The sequence below is a fragment of the Acinetobacter sp. ANC 4973 genome (genome assembly GCF_002135275.1).
Taxonomy (GTDB): Bacteria; Pseudomonadota; Gammaproteobacteria; order Pseudomonadales; family Moraxellaceae; genus Acinetobacter; species Acinetobacter kyonggiensis.
Window position 1 is genome coordinate 1 of record NZ_NEGM01000029.1, and the last position, 15994, is coordinate 15994.

Annotated in this window: 16 protein-coding genes; 11 read left to right on the plus strand and 5 right to left on the minus strand. The window is 39.9% G+C overall.

Going from position 1 to position 15994, the window contains the following annotated elements:
- Window positions 1-257 precede the first annotated feature (257 nt).
- Entirely contained in the window at window positions 258-1025 is a 768-nt protein-coding gene (locus tag B9T30_RS16050) for a hydroxymethylpyrimidine/phosphomethylpyrimidine kinase (RefSeq protein ID WP_086185895.1), read from the minus strand.
- A gap of 101 nt (window positions 1026-1126) precedes the next feature.
- Between B9T30_RS16050 and B9T30_RS16055 the strand changes: the two genes are divergently transcribed.
- Entirely contained in the window at window positions 1127-1777 is a 651-nt protein-coding gene (locus B9T30_RS16055; RefSeq protein ID WP_086185882.1) for an HAD-IA family hydrolase, read from the plus strand.
- Between the two features lie 112 nt (window positions 1778-1889).
- Here B9T30_RS16055 and B9T30_RS16060 read toward each other — a convergent pair whose 3' ends face one another.
- Window positions 1890-2354: an Lrp/AsnC ligand binding domain-containing protein gene (locus B9T30_RS16060; protein ID WP_086185883.1), complete on the minus strand. Its 465-nt coding sequence runs from the start codon at window positions 2352-2354 to the stop codon at window positions 1890-1892.
- Window positions 2355-2492: 138 nt separating this feature from the next.
- Here B9T30_RS16060 and B9T30_RS16065 point away from each other — a divergent pair, with 138 nt between their 5' ends.
- The 5 genes from B9T30_RS16065 to B9T30_RS16085 all read left to right on the plus strand — a co-directional run bounded on the left by B9T30_RS16065 (window position 2493) and on the right by B9T30_RS16085 (window position 8132).
- Window positions 2493-3752: a D-amino acid dehydrogenase gene (locus tag B9T30_RS16065; protein ID WP_086185884.1), complete on the plus strand. Its 1260-nt coding sequence runs from the start codon at window positions 2493-2495 to the stop codon at window positions 3750-3752.
- 35 nt (window positions 3753-3787) lie between these two features.
- Complete coding sequence (gene alr, locus B9T30_RS16070; RefSeq protein ID WP_086185885.1) at window positions 3788-4888, plus strand: alanine racemase; 1101 nt, start codon at window positions 3788-3790, stop codon at window positions 4886-4888.
- 10 nt (window positions 4889-4898) lie between these two features.
- Complete coding sequence (locus tag B9T30_RS16075; protein ID WP_086185886.1) at window positions 4899-5258, plus strand: RidA family protein; 360 nt, start codon at window positions 4899-4901, stop codon at window positions 5256-5258.
- A 158-nt stretch (window positions 5259-5416) separates the two neighbouring features.
- Entirely contained in the window at window positions 5417-6847 is a 1431-nt protein-coding gene (locus tag B9T30_RS16080) for an amino acid permease (RefSeq protein ID WP_086185887.1), read from the plus strand.
- 169 nt (window positions 6848-7016) lie between these two features.
- A complete protein-coding gene (locus B9T30_RS16085; protein ID WP_086185888.1) occupies window positions 7017-8132 on the plus strand; it encodes an acyltransferase family protein in 1116 nt (371 codons plus the stop codon).
- 40 nt (window positions 8133-8172) lie between these two features.
- Here the strand turns inward: B9T30_RS16085 and B9T30_RS16090 are convergent, their stop codons facing one another.
- The 3 genes from B9T30_RS16090 to B9T30_RS16100 form a co-directional block, all read right to left on the minus strand.
- Window positions 8173-8616: a hypothetical protein gene (locus B9T30_RS16090; RefSeq protein ID WP_086185889.1), complete on the minus strand. Its 444-nt coding sequence runs from the start codon at window positions 8614-8616 to the stop codon at window positions 8173-8175.
- 135 nt (window positions 8617-8751) lie between these two features.
- Window positions 8752-9204, minus strand: a complete 453-nt coding sequence (gene hemJ, locus B9T30_RS16095) for a protoporphyrinogen oxidase HemJ (RefSeq protein WP_086185890.1) — start codon at window positions 9202-9204, stop codon at window positions 8752-8754.
- 18 nt (window positions 9205-9222) lie between these two features.
- Complete coding sequence (locus B9T30_RS16100) at window positions 9223-10452, minus strand: beta-ketoacyl synthase N-terminal-like domain-containing protein (protein WP_086185891.1); 1230 nt, start codon at window positions 10450-10452, stop codon at window positions 9223-9225.
- A gap of 270 nt (window positions 10453-10722) precedes the next feature.
- Here B9T30_RS16100 and B9T30_RS16105 point away from each other — a divergent pair, with 270 nt between their 5' ends.
- The 5 genes from B9T30_RS16105 to B9T30_RS16125 all read left to right on the plus strand — a co-directional run.
- On the plus strand, window positions 10723-12156 hold the full coding sequence (locus B9T30_RS16105; protein WP_086185892.1) for an EcsC family protein: 1434 nt from the start codon (window positions 10723-10725) through the stop codon (window positions 12154-12156).
- Between the two features lie 169 nt (window positions 12157-12325).
- The gene (gene rpsL / locus B9T30_RS16110) at window positions 12326-12700 is read left to right on the plus strand and encodes a 30S ribosomal protein S12 (RefSeq protein WP_004648013.1); all 375 of its coding nucleotides are present in this window, start codon (window positions 12326-12328) and stop codon (window positions 12698-12700) included.
- 179 nt (window positions 12701-12879) lie between these two features.
- Window positions 12880-13350, plus strand: coding sequence for a 30S ribosomal protein S7 (rpsG, locus tag B9T30_RS16115; protein WP_004648014.1), 471 nt, complete (start codon window positions 12880-12882; stop codon window positions 13348-13350).
- A 130-nt stretch (window positions 13351-13480) separates the two neighbouring features.
- Window positions 13481-15619 (plus strand): elongation factor G, encoded by a 2139-nt coding sequence (gene fusA, locus B9T30_RS16120; protein WP_086185893.1) that lies wholly within the window; start codon window positions 13481-13483, stop codon window positions 15617-15619.
- Window positions 15620-15711: 92 nt separating this feature from the next.
- Window positions 15712-15994, plus strand: a 283-nt coding sequence (locus B9T30_RS16125) for a GTP-binding protein (protein ID WP_086185894.1), incomplete at its 3' end; no start/stop codon positions are given.

A 15994-nucleotide genomic window follows, 5' to 3' on the forward strand; every position in this document is an offset into this window, starting at 1 on the left:
CTGAGAAATCGCTTAGGACGTTTTACACGAAAAACTTTGAGCTTTTCAAAGAAGAAAGAGAATCACGAGGCTGTCTTACATCTATTTTTGTTGAAATATAATCAGGATATGAAAAATAGGTGGATAACACGTTAAATTTAAACACTACCCTTTTTTTTATGGATCAATGAAACACCTGTTGCCGCTTTTTAAAATAGGATAAAACCTGATCTCCAAGCGATAAACGAATGGATGAACAGGTTTTAATCGCTTGAGGATTAAAAGCGCTTAGGAATTCTCTGCCCATTTGGCACAGGCATTTCAGCATTTTTCAGTACGCCAAAGAGCCATGCTTCAGCATGATTAACAGCAACTTTTAATTCATCACCTTGCGCTAAACGACCTGCAATAAAGCTCGCCAATGAGCAACCTGAACCGTGATATTCCCCTTTAAGACGCGGGCATCGAGTTTCAGAAACCAATTGAGTATTGATGTATAAAGCATTGCGAATATAGTCAGGGGTGTCTTCATGTCCACCTTTGATTAAAACGGCTTGAGCACCCATTTCAAAGAGTTTCGCTGTGGCTTTTTCTAAGTCTTGTTCACCAGTTAAAGCACGCAGTTCAACAGTATTCGGAGTAATCACTGTCGCCAAAGGAACGAGCTCTACAAAAGCTTTAACCAATGTTTCCTGATTCCCTAATGAACCGCCACTATTGGCAACGAGTACAGGATCGAGCACATATAAATAGTCTGGATGCTCGCGTAGAAATTCAGCCAAAGCCGCAATATTATCCGTGGTGCCGAGCATGCCAGACTTAACACACTTAATGGGCAAATCACCGACCACAGCATGGGCTTGAGCAAGTAAAAGTTCTTTAGAGGTCGCTGTAAAGCCAAACACTTGTTGCGAGTTTTGAATTGTCAGGGCGGTACACGCAATGGCTGCATGTGCACCACTTTGACCAATCGCTTCAATATCTGCTTGCAAGCCAGCTCCGCCTGATGGATCTAAACCAGAAAAGCAAAGTACAGTAGGGCGCACCATGATATCCTTCTTGACAAAATTTGCCTTAGTATAGGTAAATTTGAGCCAAGTCTCGATAGTATTTATTTAGTAAAAATTTAAGTGAAAAGGGTCAGTCTGTGATTAAAAATATTTTGATTGATTTAGATGGAACACTTACGGATCCCAAAGTGGGGATTACCACCAGTGCACGTTATGGTTTAAATAAAATTGGTCATCCCATTGCCGATGATGTCAATATTGATTGGATTATTGGCCCGCCATTAAAAGCTTCTCTGGCAAAAATTTTAAATGTCGATGTACATGATGTTTTGGCTGAACAAGCTTTAATGGGATATCGTGAACGATTTGCGGTTACGGGTTTATATGAAAACCACGTTTTTCCTCAAGTGGCTGAAACCTTAAAAGCATTGCAAGAACAAGGCTACCGTCTATTTTTAGCAACGGCAAAACCTGAAGTGTATGCCAAACAAATTTTAGAGCATTTTGATTTATTGCAATATTTTGAATATCCCTATGGCAGCGAATTAAACGGGGAGCGTACCAATAAAGGTGATTTGATTGAATATATTCTTAAAAAAGAACAGTTAGATTCGGCTGAATGTTTAATGGTTGGTGATCGTGAGCATGATATTTTTGGTGCGCGTCGTTATGGAATAGAAACCATTGCGGTGGAATATGGTTATGGTTCAAAAGCAGAGTTGGATGCGGCACAACCCAAAGCACGAATTCAACAATTTTCAGAAATTTTGAATCATGTCGGGCATTAATTCTGATCAAGCGATTGCGTGATTTCTGACGCGTAAATCGCTTTTTTACAGCAAAGTCTTGTTGGGATTTACATTTAAGACGATTTTTAGTTCATCTTATTCGTCTTAAATGTTATCTCAAATCGAGGTATAGCGTTTCTTTCACTTCTTCCATCACGATATAACTATGTGATGATGCGGAAGAGGGTAATTTCTTCAGTAAATCACCTAGTAAGCGACGATAGGCACTCATTTCTTTTAGGCGAGCTTTGACCAAATAATCGAATTCACCTGAAATGAGATGGCATTCTAAGACTTCAGGGATTTCAATCAGGTCACGGGCAACCTGATCAAACACATCGCCCGATTTAGCCGATAATTTAATTTCTAAAAAAACCAATAAACTGCGATTTACCAACTCAGGGTTAAGTCGAGCATAGTAGCCCATAATAATACCATCCCGTTCTAAACGCTTCACGCGTTCAGAGCAGGGTGTGGTCGATAAATTAACCCGTGATGCCAACTCACTAATTGCAATCCGCCCATTACGTTGCAAGATCTCTAAAATTTGATGATCAATTCGATCTAATTTACGCATGAGTTTTTTCCTTTTTTTAGGGTTATTTCATACTGAATTTATTAATTTAACTACATTATAGTGATTAAAACAGTGAAAAAAACTATTTATTGCAAAATATACTAGTTAAATAAACTAAATATACGTAAAGGAAGAGCGATGCGTGTAATTGTCTTAGGTAGCGGTGTTATTGGTGTTGCAAGTGCGTATTACCTAGCGCAGCAGGGAGCAACCGTAACTGTTTTAGACCGCCAGTCGGGTCCAGCAGAAGAAACCAGTTTTGGTAATGCAGGACAAATCTCACCTGGATATTCTACACCTTGGGCTGCACCAGGGATTCCTTTTAAAGCTGTAAAATGGATGTTCCAACATCATGCGCCACTTGCCATTAATATTGATGGCAGTATGTGGCAGTTGAATTGGATGGCGCAAATGCTTAAAAACTGCAATCCAAATAGCTATGCCATCAATAAAGAGCGCATGACCCGTGTTGCAGAATATAGCCGTGATTGTTTACGAGAGCTTAGAAAAGAGACTGGAATCAGTTACGAACATCGCTCGAAAGGAACATTACAAGTCTTCCGTAATGAAGCTCAACTTGATGCAGTACAGCGTGATATTCAAGTGCTTAAAGAATGTGGCGTAGATTATGAACTGTTACTTAAAGATGAACTTGCAAAAGTAGAACCTGCTTTAGAACATGCCAAAGATAAATTGGTCGGTGGTTTGCATTTGCCGAATGATGAAACAGGTGACTGTTATATGTTCACCAATGCCTTAGCCGATTTAGCCAAAGGTTTAGGTGTCGATTTCAAATTTAACCAAAATGTTGAAAGACTTGTGGTTGAAGGTGATGAGATTAAAGGTGTTGTGGTCGATGGTAAAGTCTTAACTGCGGATCGTTACGTCTTGGCATTTGGGAGCTACTCACGTGACTTCCTTAAACCACTTAATTTGAATTTACCTGTTTATCCTGTGAAAGGATATTCACTTACAATCCCAATTATCGATCCTGCTTTTGCACCGCAATCAACTGTGCTGGATGAAACCTACAAAATTGCCATTACGCGTTTTGATCAACGTATTCGTGTTGGTGGTATGGCGGAATTGAGTGGATTTAATCATGGCTTGAATACCGACCGCCGTGCAACTTTGGAAATGGTCACCCAAGATTTATTCCCGGGTGGTGATTTAGCACAGGCTTCTTTCTGGACAGGTTTACGTCCAATGACTCCAGATAGCACACCAATTATTGGTGCAACAGGTTATAAAAATCTGTTCCTTAATACTGGTCATGGCACTTTAGGTTGGACCATGGCATGTGGTTCAGGCAAATTAATCAGTGATTTGGTCATGAATCATAAGCCAGATATTAGTACGGATGGCTTGTCTATTCTGCGCTATCCACATGCTGCTTAAAATCATCTGAAATTGATTATTCAAGGAAGAATAAAATGCCACGTCCAATTACTGCAATCATTCATCACGAAGCATTGCAGCATAATTTAACCATTGCCAAACAGCAGATGCCAAATAGCAAAGTCTTTGCTGTGGTTAAAGCCAATGCATATGGTCACGGTATCGAACATGTCTATTCGTCATTTAAAACGGCAGATGGTTTTGCCTTGCTCGATATTGCAGAAGCTCGACGGTTGCGTGAATTGGGTTGGACAGGTGCAATTTTATTATTAGAAGGCATTTTTTCCGCGCAAGATTTACAGGATTGCCTTGAGTTAAATTTGAGTTTTACCATTCATAGTGAACATCAACTTCGTTGGATTGAGCAATTTTCTTCAGTTGCTCACTTTGATGTTTATTTAAAAATGAATAGTGGCATGAACCGTTTAGGCTTCCATCCTGAGCATTATCGACATGCTTGGCACAGATTAAATCAGCTGGATCAAATTCAAAGCATCACCCATATGATGCATTTTTCCGATGCAGACAGTGATCGATTTGGCGAATCTGGTATTGACTATCAATACACCATTTTTGAAGAAACGATTCGCGATTTACCCGGTGAAAGAACGGTGTGTAATAGTGCTGCGATTCTTAGACATTCAGCGCTACATTCAGACACTGTGCGCAGTGGAATCATGCTTTATGGGAGTTCTCCCGATTATCCAACGCACACGATTCAAGATTGGAATTTGCAGCCGAGCATGAGCTTGCGCAGTGAAATTATTGCCATTCAAGACATCCAAAGCCATGACAGTGTGGGCTACGGCTCGACTTTTATTGCCGAGCAAGCGATGAAAATCGGCATTGTCGCGTGTGGTTATGCTGATGGCTATCAACGTATTTCACCGACAGGAACGCCTGTATTGGTGAATTCAATTCGGACCAAAATCATTGGGCGTATCAGTATGGATATGCTCGCAGTAGATATTTCAAATATTGAAGATGTGGACGTGGGCAGCGAGGTTGTACTTTGGGGGAAATCGTCCAATGGCACGATTCTTCCCATCGATGAAGTCGCTGCAAGTTCAGGAACAATCGGCTATGAACTGATGTGTGCAGTCACCGCACGTGTCAATTTTATCAACCAAGAATAAGGACATAAGCATGTCAAACCATGATATCCAAAAGATCAACAGTAACGAAGTAATGAGCGCTGTAACCGTGTTTAATCAGGTGGTGTATTTGTCAGGTCAAGTGCCTAAAAATACCGATGCAGATGTCGCTGGGCAAACGCGTGAAATTTTAGCGACCATTGATGAATTACTGGCATTGGCCAATACCGATAAGACCCGATTATTGTCTGTTCAAATTTATTTAAAAAACTTACCCGATTTTTCAACAGTGAATGCAATTTGGATTGACTGGCTTCAGGGTTGTGTGGCACCTTCGCGCGCAACAATTCAAGCCGATTTGGTTAACCCAAATTGGCTCATTGAAATCGCAGTAACAGCAGCACAAAAGTAATGTGGTGTTGTTGAGAAACAAATGAAATACTTAGAATGAAGATGAAATGTAATCCATTTCGTTTCATTCTTGGACGGGTAAATCAAATTATTGAGTAGAACGCTCAAGTGCCAAAAGCATGATTTACCCGTTAAGGGATATGTCAAAAAGGATATTTTATGACCACTTCAAGCCAGCATGAAGACGCACAATCGTCGCCCCATGAGCTTCAGCGAAAATTATCGAACCGCCATTTACAATTAATCGCCATTGGTGGTGCGATTGGAACCGGACTCTTTATGGGGTCCGGAAAAACCATTTCTCTAGCAGGACCTTCAATTCTCATCATTTATATGATTATTGGCGGTATGTTCTTTTTCCTGATGCGTGCATTAGGTGAAATCTTATTATCGAACTTACACTATAAATCATTTATTGATATGGCTCATGATTTAATCGGGCCGGGGGCAGGTTATTATATTGGATGGTCATATTGGTTAGGCTGGATTTTGGTGGGTATCGCAGATTTAGCCGCCATTATTAACTATTTAGGCTTTTGGTTACCGCCAGACATGACCTTCACCCCAATGGGACAGGCACTGATTAGTGCAGGCTGTGTGCTCTTTGTTTTGGGGATTAATCTACTTACCGTTAAATTATTTGGTGAAATTGAATTTTGGTTTGCGCTGATTAAAATTTTAGCCATTATTGGTTTGATTTTTATTGGTGGTTTTATGGTGTTCACTCACTATCAAGCACCGGGTGGCTCAATCGCAAGTTTTAGTAATGTTTGGTCTCATGGCGGCATGTTCCCTAAAGGTGGCGAAGGCTTCTTGGCTGGTTTCCAAATTGCACTGTTTGCCTTTGTCGGTGTCGAATTGATTGGTACGATGGCTGCTGAAACCAAAGATCCTGAAAAGAATCTACCGAAAGCGGTCAATGCTATTCCAACACGAATTATCTTATTTTATGTTCTCGCATTATTTATTGTGATGTCTGTGACACCATGGACAGAAATTCCAGCAGATCAAAGCCCATTTGTATCCTTGTTCTTGCATGCAGGTATTCCAGTTTCAGCCATTATTATGAACTTGGTGGTGTTGTCTTCAGTACTGTCTTCAATGAATAGTGGTGTATTTTCAACCAGTCGTATGTTGTTTGGTTTAGCCAAAGAAGGACAAGCACCAACTAAGTTGGCTGAACTTTCTGCGCGTGCAGTTCCTGCGAAAGGCTTGTTGTTTTCTTGCGCCTTTATTATGAGTGGCGCGGCATTACAGTATTTTGTTCCGAACACCATAGAAGCGTTTACCTTGGCCAGCTCTCTGTGTGTGATTTTGTTTATTAGTATTTGGAGCTTGATTATGGTGTGTTATTTACGCTATAGAAAGTTGAATCCAGAGCTACATACGAAATCAACCTTTAAAATGCCGGGTGGTATATGGATGTCTTACATTGTTTTGGCATTCCTATTGTTTACGCTAGTGATCTTAAGCCTAGAGCCAGATACGTTAAAAGCATTAATTATTAGCCCATTATGGTTGGTTATTTTGGCGGTAACGTATCACATTCTGTATAATCCACGCATGAAAAAGCTGAACAAAAAGCTTTAGTCATGATTTGATTTGAATTTTAAAAGGGCTGATATTTATATATCAGCCCTTTTTTATTGAGCAATGTTCAGAATGTAAAAATAATGCTTCTTAATTTTTATCAAAAATTAAATGCAATTATATGATCATTATTATTTAATAGAACACTTTGAAAATAAGAACAGTTTGGATGCGAAATTATAAAATTGATGTATTACGTGGAATCTCCATACTTTTAGTTTTATTCCACCATTTTAATATCCCTTATAAACTGCATGATACATTTTTAGGCGTAGATATCTTTGGAGAAAGCTTGAGTACTTTAATTGCCCGCAATGGTAATTATGGCGTGACGATGTTCTTTGTTATTTCAGGTTTTTTAATTACCCAACACACATTACAGCGCAGTGCTTCACTCGCTCAAATCAATCTTAAAGACTTCTACATTCGCCGTATTGCGCGCATTGTGCCATGTTTGGTTTTATTGGTCGCAGTGGTGACTATTCTCGGAAGTTTTGGTTTAAAGCCATTTTTAAATCAAGCGCCGAATGATATTGAAGTGTCCTATGGCTTAACAGTGTTTTCAGCTTTTAGTTTTTGGATGAATATTCTGATTATTCAATATGGCTGGGTCAATTATGCGCTTGGTGTGTTGTGGTCACTATCGGTAGAAGAAGTTTTTTATTTGGTTTTTCCAATGCTCTGTTTGCTATTGGGGCGTGGTAAAGGTTTTATTTTGTTTTTATTGGCCGTGATTTGTTATGCACCGTATTTTCGTGCATTACATTTTGCTGAGGAAAGTGGCGCATACCTTTATCATTATTTCTCTAGTTTTGATGGGATCGCAATAGGCTGTTTAACTGCTTTAATGGCACAAAGGTTTCAATTGAATAGAAAAATGAATCAGTCTGTCATTCTTTTTATTTCTTTATTGATGATTGGTCTTTATTTATATGCGCCCATTAAAGAAGTGAGTACATGGGGAATCAGCATTTTTGCATTGTTATCAGCAGTGTTAATTTTCTGTTTTGCACAAAACCCTCGAGCAGTAGCTCAATCGAAAATGTCTAAAGTGATGCTCTGGATCGGGCAACGCAGTTATGAAATGTATTTGTTTCATTTAATTGTTTTAGGCTTGATTAAAGTATTCTATTTTCCAAAACAAACCTTGCCAACCGAAAAATTAATATTGTTGCCCGTATTCTTTATCGGGACTTTTATTTTGAGTTGGGCAATTGAAAAATATTATTCAGCCCCATTGAATTTAAAAATTCGAACTAGATTGATTACTTCAGATAATAAGTGATTCGGTTTGAGTGATAGTTTTATGGGTAATGAAATGTGAGCTAAGGAGAGTTGATATGTTGAGTTGTAATTAGAGGCATATAACTTTCTTTTTGCATCTCAATTATACTGCAAGATTCTTGAAAGTTAGTCCATGAATATTCAAGTACTAGATTATTGTCTTCACATGAAAATGTAACAATTGAATAATCAGAATGAACGAATTTAATTGAAATAAGTTTAGCTTGGCTCAAACATTGAGCATTTTTTAGTGTTTTTTTATAAGTATCTGCCTGAATAAGATTTTTATTATTTTTTTGTTCTAAAGCTAAATAAGTACAGTTCTCTAAAACTAGATTTTTTTCTTTCATTAATTCGCCAAAATATAAGGCATCAAATATTGATTTGTATTGTAAGAAGGTCTTAAGTTTTCCATATAAGTCAAAAAATATTACAAATGTAATAATGAAAATAAATATTACTATATAATTTTTTTTCTTTTTCATGGTTATCCATTTATAAGTAATACAATCATTTTTTAATATAAATATAGCAATTCTTATAGTTTGTTTTTTATTCAAAAATAAATATAATTTAAAAAATAAAAACCTCCCGATTTGGAGGTTTTTTTAAGAGATGGATTAAAACTGCGGCTTAACCACCACCAAAATGATCACTGCAACTAAAATCAGGGTTGGCATTTCATTAAAAAAACGCCAGAACTTATGCGATTTATAATGTGCATTGCCAATCAGTTTTTTGCGGTAATAACCACAAACAAAGTGGTAAATTACCAACAAACCAACCAAGCCAACTTTGAGGTAAAACCATAGCGCTTCATGATAGTGGCGCGTTGCATCGCCCCAATCTACCAAAAAGTGCGCCGTGATGAGCGTGGCAATCATAGATGGCCACATAATGCCGCGGTACAACTTACGTTCCATGATTTCGAAACGCTGATGACTGACGGCATCATCACTCATGGCATGGTAAACATATAAACGTGGTAAGTAGAACAAAGCAGCGAACCAGCAGACCACAGCAATAATATGTAATGCTTTTACCCACAAGAAAGCATCAGAAGGTGCATCCATCGAAAATCCTATTAGGGATTATGCATCCCATTTCTTGAAAACGAGGCAGGCGTTTACACCGCCAAAGCCAAAACTGTTACTCATCACAGTATTCAATTTTGCGTCACGTTTTTCAAGTACGATGTCATAACCTTTTGTACCTTCATCAAGTTCAGTCACATTGATGTTTGGTGCAATAAAGTCATTTTGCATCATTAGGATCGAATAAATTGCTTCTTGTACACCAGCAGCACCTAAGCTATGACCTGTCATCGATTTAGTCGAACTAAGCGGTGGTACATGACCTTCACCAAAAGCACGGCCCATAGCTTGCAGTTCAGTAATATCGCCTGCTGGGGTAGATGTACCATGAGTATTTACATAATCAATGCTATCTACACCATGTTGTTTGGCTTCTTCTAAGGCCATAAGGATACAACGTGTTGCACCTTCACCACTTGGCGCAACCATATCTGCACCATCACTATTGGCAGCATAGCCAACAACTTCAGCCAAAATAGTTGCACCGCGAGCTTGCGCATGTTCAAGTGATTCAAGCACCACGAAACCACCACCACCGGCAATCACAAAACCATCACGGTCAGCAGAGTAAGGACGAGAAGCTGTTTCAGGTGTGTCATTGTATTTAGAGCAAAGCGCGCCCATAGCATCAAAAAGTAAGCTTTGTGACCAGTGATCTTCTTCACCGCCACCCGCCAGCATTAAATCCTGTTTGCCTAATTGAATCAGGTTATAGGCATAGCCAATGGCATCGGCAGACGTTGCACAGGCGCTAGTAATGGTATGTGCAATGCCTTGCATTTTGAAGGCAACACCGACGTTGGCTGTAATGGTGTTAGACATGTTGCGTGGCACAAAGAACGGGCCAACTTTACGTGCGCCTTTGGTGTCCAGTAGCTCTTTCATTTCCATCACAGAAGCTGTAGAGCCGCCACCTGAACCACCAGCAATGCCGTAGCGCGGGTTGCCACCAATCTGTTCTGCGGTCAGACCAGCATGTTGAACAGCCGCCAATGCTGCGTTATAGGCATACATTGCACATACGCCCATAAAGCGCTTTAAGCGGCGGTCAATGCCGTCAAAGTTCTGTTCAGCAGCTGCGCTGATATGGCTTTTAAAATTCATTTCCGCATAAATGGGGTTAAAACGTGTTCCCGAAATCCCGTTTTGCAAAGAGTGAGTGACATCTTCCAATGTATTACCAATGCATGAGTTAATGCCCATACCAGTGATTACAACACGTTTCATCTACAGATCCCTTTATGGTGAGATTGAGGCATGCCTTGCGGGCGCTGGAATCAGCAGCCGGTGGCACGCAGCTCATATTTTTGAATTGCAATCATGATAGCAGAAAGAATTTTGAATTCTTATGGCAAATATTATGCCTATTTCCCTGTCTGTGGATTTGTGAAACAACCACAAAGCAATTAACTAAAACACACACATTAATATTGAGATAAACTTAGACTATGCCTAGTATTTATCAATAATTGTAAGAATCAAAAATGAGGATAAAGAATGACAGATAGTAATAATAAACATTCACATAGTTTCTTCTCAAATGCCTTTGGAGTGGCTAAAAAGATCAGTACAACTGGAATGGGTGTGCTGAGCCACGTCGCTTCAGACAGGGTGACGAAGGCGATGCACCCTTCACGAGGTGTTCAGGCGTTTGAGGGAAGTGCAGGTCATATGAGTCCATTTGAATCGTCGAAATATGAGAATCCTCAACAAATGTTGCGTGAGTATTTGCCCAATGTTTCTAAACAATTATTGGGTCGTCAATATAATAAAGTGAATCGTGTTGCCAATTTTGTGTCCCCAGAATTTTCAGATAAATTATCAGACTATTTTTTTGATCATCTGAATCAATTTACCTCGGATTTAAGCTCTGTCGATCTGGTGCTTGATCAAGCAGGCGCACGAGATTTAGAAGAACTGACTCAAGATGTTGATCGTTCCAAGCGAATTAGCCAAGCATTGGCAGAACAAAATAAATGGATTGCATCGTTGCAAGGTGCTGTAACTGGTGCGACAGGCGTCATCGGTTCAGCGATTGATGTTCCGCTGTCCTTAGTGATGTCTTTACGTATGATTTATCAAGTTGGACGTGCTTATGGTTTTGAACTGAATAAAGAAACCGAACAAGATATTGTTCAGTTTGTTTTTAAACAAATTGATTTGGGCATGATTGCAGAGAAACAAAGTATATTGATGGCGTTAAAAGCTTTATCAAATATGTTGCAAACACATGACATTTCTCAATTCCAACAAATATTGGGTTCAAGTAATGATATTGAGTCGCTAAAAAAATGGTTGGTCAATGAAAGTGGTGAAATGAAATGGGATTGGTTGAATCATATTCCTAAAGTTTCACTGCTGGGTAAATTGACCCCCGTTGTTGGTGCAAGCATTGGTGCAGCATATAGCTGGAAATTGGTTGAAGATGTAAATCAGAAAGCACAACAAATATTTTCCCATGCACGAAGTTATTTACAGCAGCATCAGGGTGTCGAGTTGTCGGCTATAGCCGCTTATGAAAAATCATTAGAATTATTGGCACAAGCAACGCCAAAATTATTAGATCATTTTGCTAAAGTGGATGTGGTTGCAAGTGATATTAAATTAGATCAGGAAATAAAGATTGATAACCATCAGACCATTTCTAAAGTGACCATTAAAAAGAAAACAGACTCTCTAAAAGTAGATGAAACTGAAAAAAGTCAAAAAGTTCAACAGGGTTTAGAGCAGTTGGCGGAACAAATGCTTGAGCAACACGAATATGTAGAACCTCAAAAACCAGCAATCTCTGTAGAAGAATTTGAGTTGGATGAATATGCAGTAGACGATAATGGTGTAGCAGAGGAGGGTGATCAGTCTGCCTCCATTCAACCTCAAGCAAATGATGAACCTGTCGCTGTAAAGAAAAAAGTTACAAAAAAGAAATCATAAAAGCACAGCATGAAGTCTGGTAAGTGCTTTCAAACGGTCCAAATACAAGGAAATGGTCAATATTTGACATCACCTCGAATATTGACCATTTTTCTATCTTCGCTTACAATTGCGTGCCCTCGAAAAGTAGTATTTTTTTGAGGCTTTTTATTAACGGGAGATTTGCCAAATGGCAACAACAAATCAGTTGATCCGTAAGGGTCGTACGACTTTGATTGAAAAATCAAAAGTTCCTGCGTTGAAGGCTTGTCCACAACGTCGTGGTGTTTGTACACGTGTTTACACTACTACACCTAAAAAACCTAACTCAGCAATGCGTAAAGTTTGCCGTGTTCGCTTAACTTCAGGTTTTGAAGTATCAAGCTATATCGGTGGTGAAGGCCATAACTTACAAGAGCACAGTGTTGTTCTTATCCGTGGTGGTCGTGTTAAAGACTTACCAGGTGTACGTTACCATACCGTTCGTGGTTCTTTAGACTGCGCTGGTGTTAAAGATCGTAACCAGTCTCGTTCTAAATACGGTACTAAACGTCCTAAGAAATAATCTTTTAAGATCATTTTCTTAAGAACGTAGAACCGCAATCCTTTATCGTCTCGCTTGTCTGATTTCTGCATTTAATTTTGTGAAATTCAAGCGACGTGTAGTAAGGCCAGCGAACAGTACATGACACTTTGTACTCATGCTGGATAAACCTGAAGTGTCATATTTATAGGTGTATTAAAATGCCAAGACGTCGCGTAGTCGCTGCCCGTGAAATCCTTCCGGATCCTAAGTTCGGCAGCCAAACAATCGCTAAATTCATGAACCACGTAATGCAAGATGGTAAAAAATCTATTGCTGAAAGTATCGTTTACGGTGCTTTAGACCGCGTTCAAGAAAAAAGTAAAGTAGACCCAGTTGAATTTTTCGAGACTACTCTTGAAAAAGTTCGTCCTATGGTCGAAGTAAAAGCACGCCGTGTTGGTGGTGCTACTTATCAAGTGCCTATGGAAGTACGCCCATCCCGTCGTACTGCCTTAGCTATGCGCTGGTTAGTAGATGCTGCTGCTAAGCGTTCTGAAAAAACTATGGCTTTACGTCTTGCTGGTGAGTTGCTTGATGCAGCTGAAGGTAAAGGCTCAGCTATTAAAAAACGTGAAGATGTGCATCGTATGGCTGAAGCCAACAAAGCATTCTCTCACTACCGTTTCTAAGCGGATAAAACAGCCCCTAGTCAGGAGGGTGGTGAGTCAGTTTCACTGAATTGTCATCGAATCGCTTTAAGTTGCTATGCGGCTTAAAGCGTCCTGTTTTAAACAACAAAATTTAGGAATGCAAGAAATCATGGCTCGTCAAACCCCAATTTCTCGTTACCGTAACATTGGTATTTCAGCTCATATTGATGCTGGTAAAACCACGACTACTGAACGTATTTTGTTCTACACAGGTGTATCTCACAAAATTGGTGAAGTACATGATGGTGCAGCAACAATGGACTGGATGGAACAAGAGCAAGAACGTGGTATTACAATCACTTCAGCTGCTACTACTTGTTTCTGGTCTGGTATGGGTAAACAATTCCCAGAACACCGTGTAAACGTAATTGACACACCAGGACACGTTGACTTCACAATCGAAGTTGAGCGTTCTATGCGTGTTCTTGACGGTGCATGCATGGTTTACTGTGCTGTAGGTGGTGTACAACCACAGTCAGAAACTGTATGGCGTCAAGCAAATAAATATAAAGTGCCTCGTTTAGCATTCGTGAACAAGATGGACCGTACTGGTGCAAACTTCTTCCGTGTTGTTGAACAAATGAAGACACGTTTAGGTGCACACCCTGTACCTGTAGTAATTCCAATTGGTGCTGAAGATACATTCGCAGGTGTTGTTGACCTAGTTGAAATGAAAGCAATCATTTGGGATGAAGCATCTCAAGGTATGCAGTTTGAATATGGTGATATTCCTGCAGATCTTCAAGAGCTTGCTGAAGAATGGCGCACTAACATGGTTGAAGCTGCGGCTGAAGCTAATGAAGAATTGATGGACGAATACCTAAACAATGGTGACTTGTCGAAAGAACAAATCATTGCGGGTATTCGTGCACAAACTTTGGCTTGCCAAATTCAGCCAATGCTTTGTGGTACAGCGTTCAAAAACAAAGGTGTTCAACGTATGTTGGATGCTGTGATTGAATTCTTACCATCACCTACAGAAGTTAAGCCTATCGAAGGTATTCTTGACGACAAAGCTGAAACTAAAGCGATTCGTGAAGCATCTGACGAAGCTCCGTTCTCTGCACTTGCATTCAAAATCATGAATGACAAGTTCGTAGGTAACTTAACTTTCGTACGTGTTTATTCTGGTGTGCTTAAACAAGGCGACCCAGTATATAACCCAGTTAAAGGTAAACGTGAACGTATTGGCCGTATCGTGCAAATGCACGCAAACGATCGTCAAGACGTTGAAGAAATCCGCGCTGGTGATATCGCTGCATGTGTAGGTCTTAAAGACGTTACCACTGGTGATACACTATGTGATGAGAAAAACGTCATTACTTTAGAGCGTATGGAATTCCCTGAGCCAGTAATTTCTTTAGCTGTAGAGCCTAAGACAAAAGCTGACCAAGAAAAAATGTCTATCGCTTTAGGTCGTTTGGCTAAAGAAGATCCATCGTTCCGTGTTCGCACAGACGAAGAATCTGGTCAAACGATTATTGCTGGTATGGGTGAGCTTCACCTTGACATCCTTGTTGACCGTATGAAGCGTGAATTTGGTGTTGAAGCGAACATTGGTAAACCAATGGTTGCTTACCGCGAAACAATCAAAAAGACTGTTGAGCAAGAAGGCAAATTCGTACGTCAAACAGGTGGTAAAGGTAAATTCGGTCATGTATATGTTCGTTTAGAACCTATGAATGTCGAAGAAGCTGGTAAAGAATACGTATTCGCTGAAGAAGTTGTTGGCGGTACTGTACCTAAAGAATTCTTTGGTGCGGTAGACAAAGGTATTCAAGAACGTATGAAAAATGGTGTATTGGCTGGTTACCCTGTTGTGGGTATCAAAGCGACATTATTTGATGGTTCTTACCATGATGTCGATTCTGACGAATTATCGTTCAAAATGGCAGGTTCTTATGCCTTCCGTGATGGTTTCATGAAAGCGGATCCTATCCTTCTTGAACCAATCATGAAAGTTGAAGTAGAAACTCCAGAAGACTACATGGGCGATATCATGGGTGACTTAAACCGTCGTCGTGGTATGGTTCAGGGTATGGAAGACTTACCTGGTGGTACTAAAGCAATTAAAGCTGAAGTTCCATTGGCTGAGATGTTTGGTTACGCAACGTCTATGCGTTCTATGTCTCAAGGTCGTGCGACCTACTCTATGGAATTTGCTAAATATGCTGAAACTCCACGTAACGTGGCTGAAGGCATCATTTCTAAGTTCCAATCTGGCGGTAAAAAAGGTGACGACGAGTAATCTTTCGATTACTATAAGCCCAAACTAATTCATAGTTAAAAACCAAGTGCTCATGGGTTAACCCCCATGAGTAGTTTAAAAAGGAAGATCTCATGGCTAAGGCTAAGTTTGAACGTAATAAGCCACACGTAAACGTGGGCACAATTGGTCACGTTGACCATGGTAAAACAACTTTAACTGCTGCGATTGCAACAATTTGTGCAAAAAACTACGGCGGTGAAGCTAAAGACTACGCAGCAATTGACTCTGCACCAGAAGAAAAAGCACGTGGTATTACCATTAATACTTCACACGTAGAATACGATTCTCCAGTTCGTCACTACGCTCACGTAGACTGTCCAGGTCACGCCGATTATGTTAAAAACATGATCACTG

Excerpts from the sequence above, each read along its gene's own strand:
- B9T30_RS16075 (WP_086185886.1), top strand. The coding sequence starts at position 4,899 with ATGTCAAACCATGATATCCAAAAGATCAACAGTAACGAAGTAATGAGC.
- B9T30_RS16085 (WP_086185888.1), top strand. The coding sequence starts at position 7,017 with ATGCGAAATTATAAAATTGATGTATTACGTGGAATCTCCATACTTTTA.
- B9T30_RS16060 (WP_086185883.1), bottom strand. The coding sequence starts at position 2,354 with ATGCGTAAATTAGATCGAATTGATCATCAAATTTTAGAGATCTTGCAA.
- fusA (WP_086185893.1), top strand. The coding sequence starts at position 13,481 with ATGGCTCGTCAAACCCCAATTTCTCGTTACCGTAACATTGGTATTTCA.
- B9T30_RS16065 (WP_086185884.1), top strand. The coding sequence starts at position 2,493 with ATGCGTGTAATTGTCTTAGGTAGCGGTGTTATTGGTGTTGCAAGTGCG.
- B9T30_RS16100 (WP_086185891.1), bottom strand. The coding sequence starts at position 10,452 with ATGAAACGTGTTGTAATCACTGGTATGGGCATTAACTCATGCATTGGT.
- hemJ (WP_086185890.1), bottom strand. The coding sequence starts at position 9,204 with ATGGATGCACCTTCTGATGCTTTCTTGTGGGTAAAAGCATTACATATT.
- B9T30_RS16105 (WP_086185892.1), top strand. The coding sequence starts at position 10,723 with ATGACAGATAGTAATAATAAACATTCACATAGTTTCTTCTCAAATGCC.
- B9T30_RS16090 (WP_086185889.1), bottom strand. The coding sequence starts at position 8,616 with ATGAAAAAGAAAAAAAATTATATAGTAATATTTATTTTCATTATTACA.
- alr (WP_086185885.1), top strand. The coding sequence starts at position 3,788 with ATGCCACGTCCAATTACTGCAATCATTCATCACGAAGCATTGCAGCAT.
- B9T30_RS16080 (WP_086185887.1), top strand. The coding sequence starts at position 5,417 with ATGACCACTTCAAGCCAGCATGAAGACGCACAATCGTCGCCCCATGAG.
- rpsG (WP_004648014.1), top strand. The coding sequence starts at position 12,880 with ATGCCAAGACGTCGCGTAGTCGCTGCCCGTGAAATCCTTCCGGATCCT.
- rpsL (WP_004648013.1), top strand. The coding sequence starts at position 12,326 with ATGGCAACAACAAATCAGTTGATCCGTAAGGGTCGTACGACTTTGATT.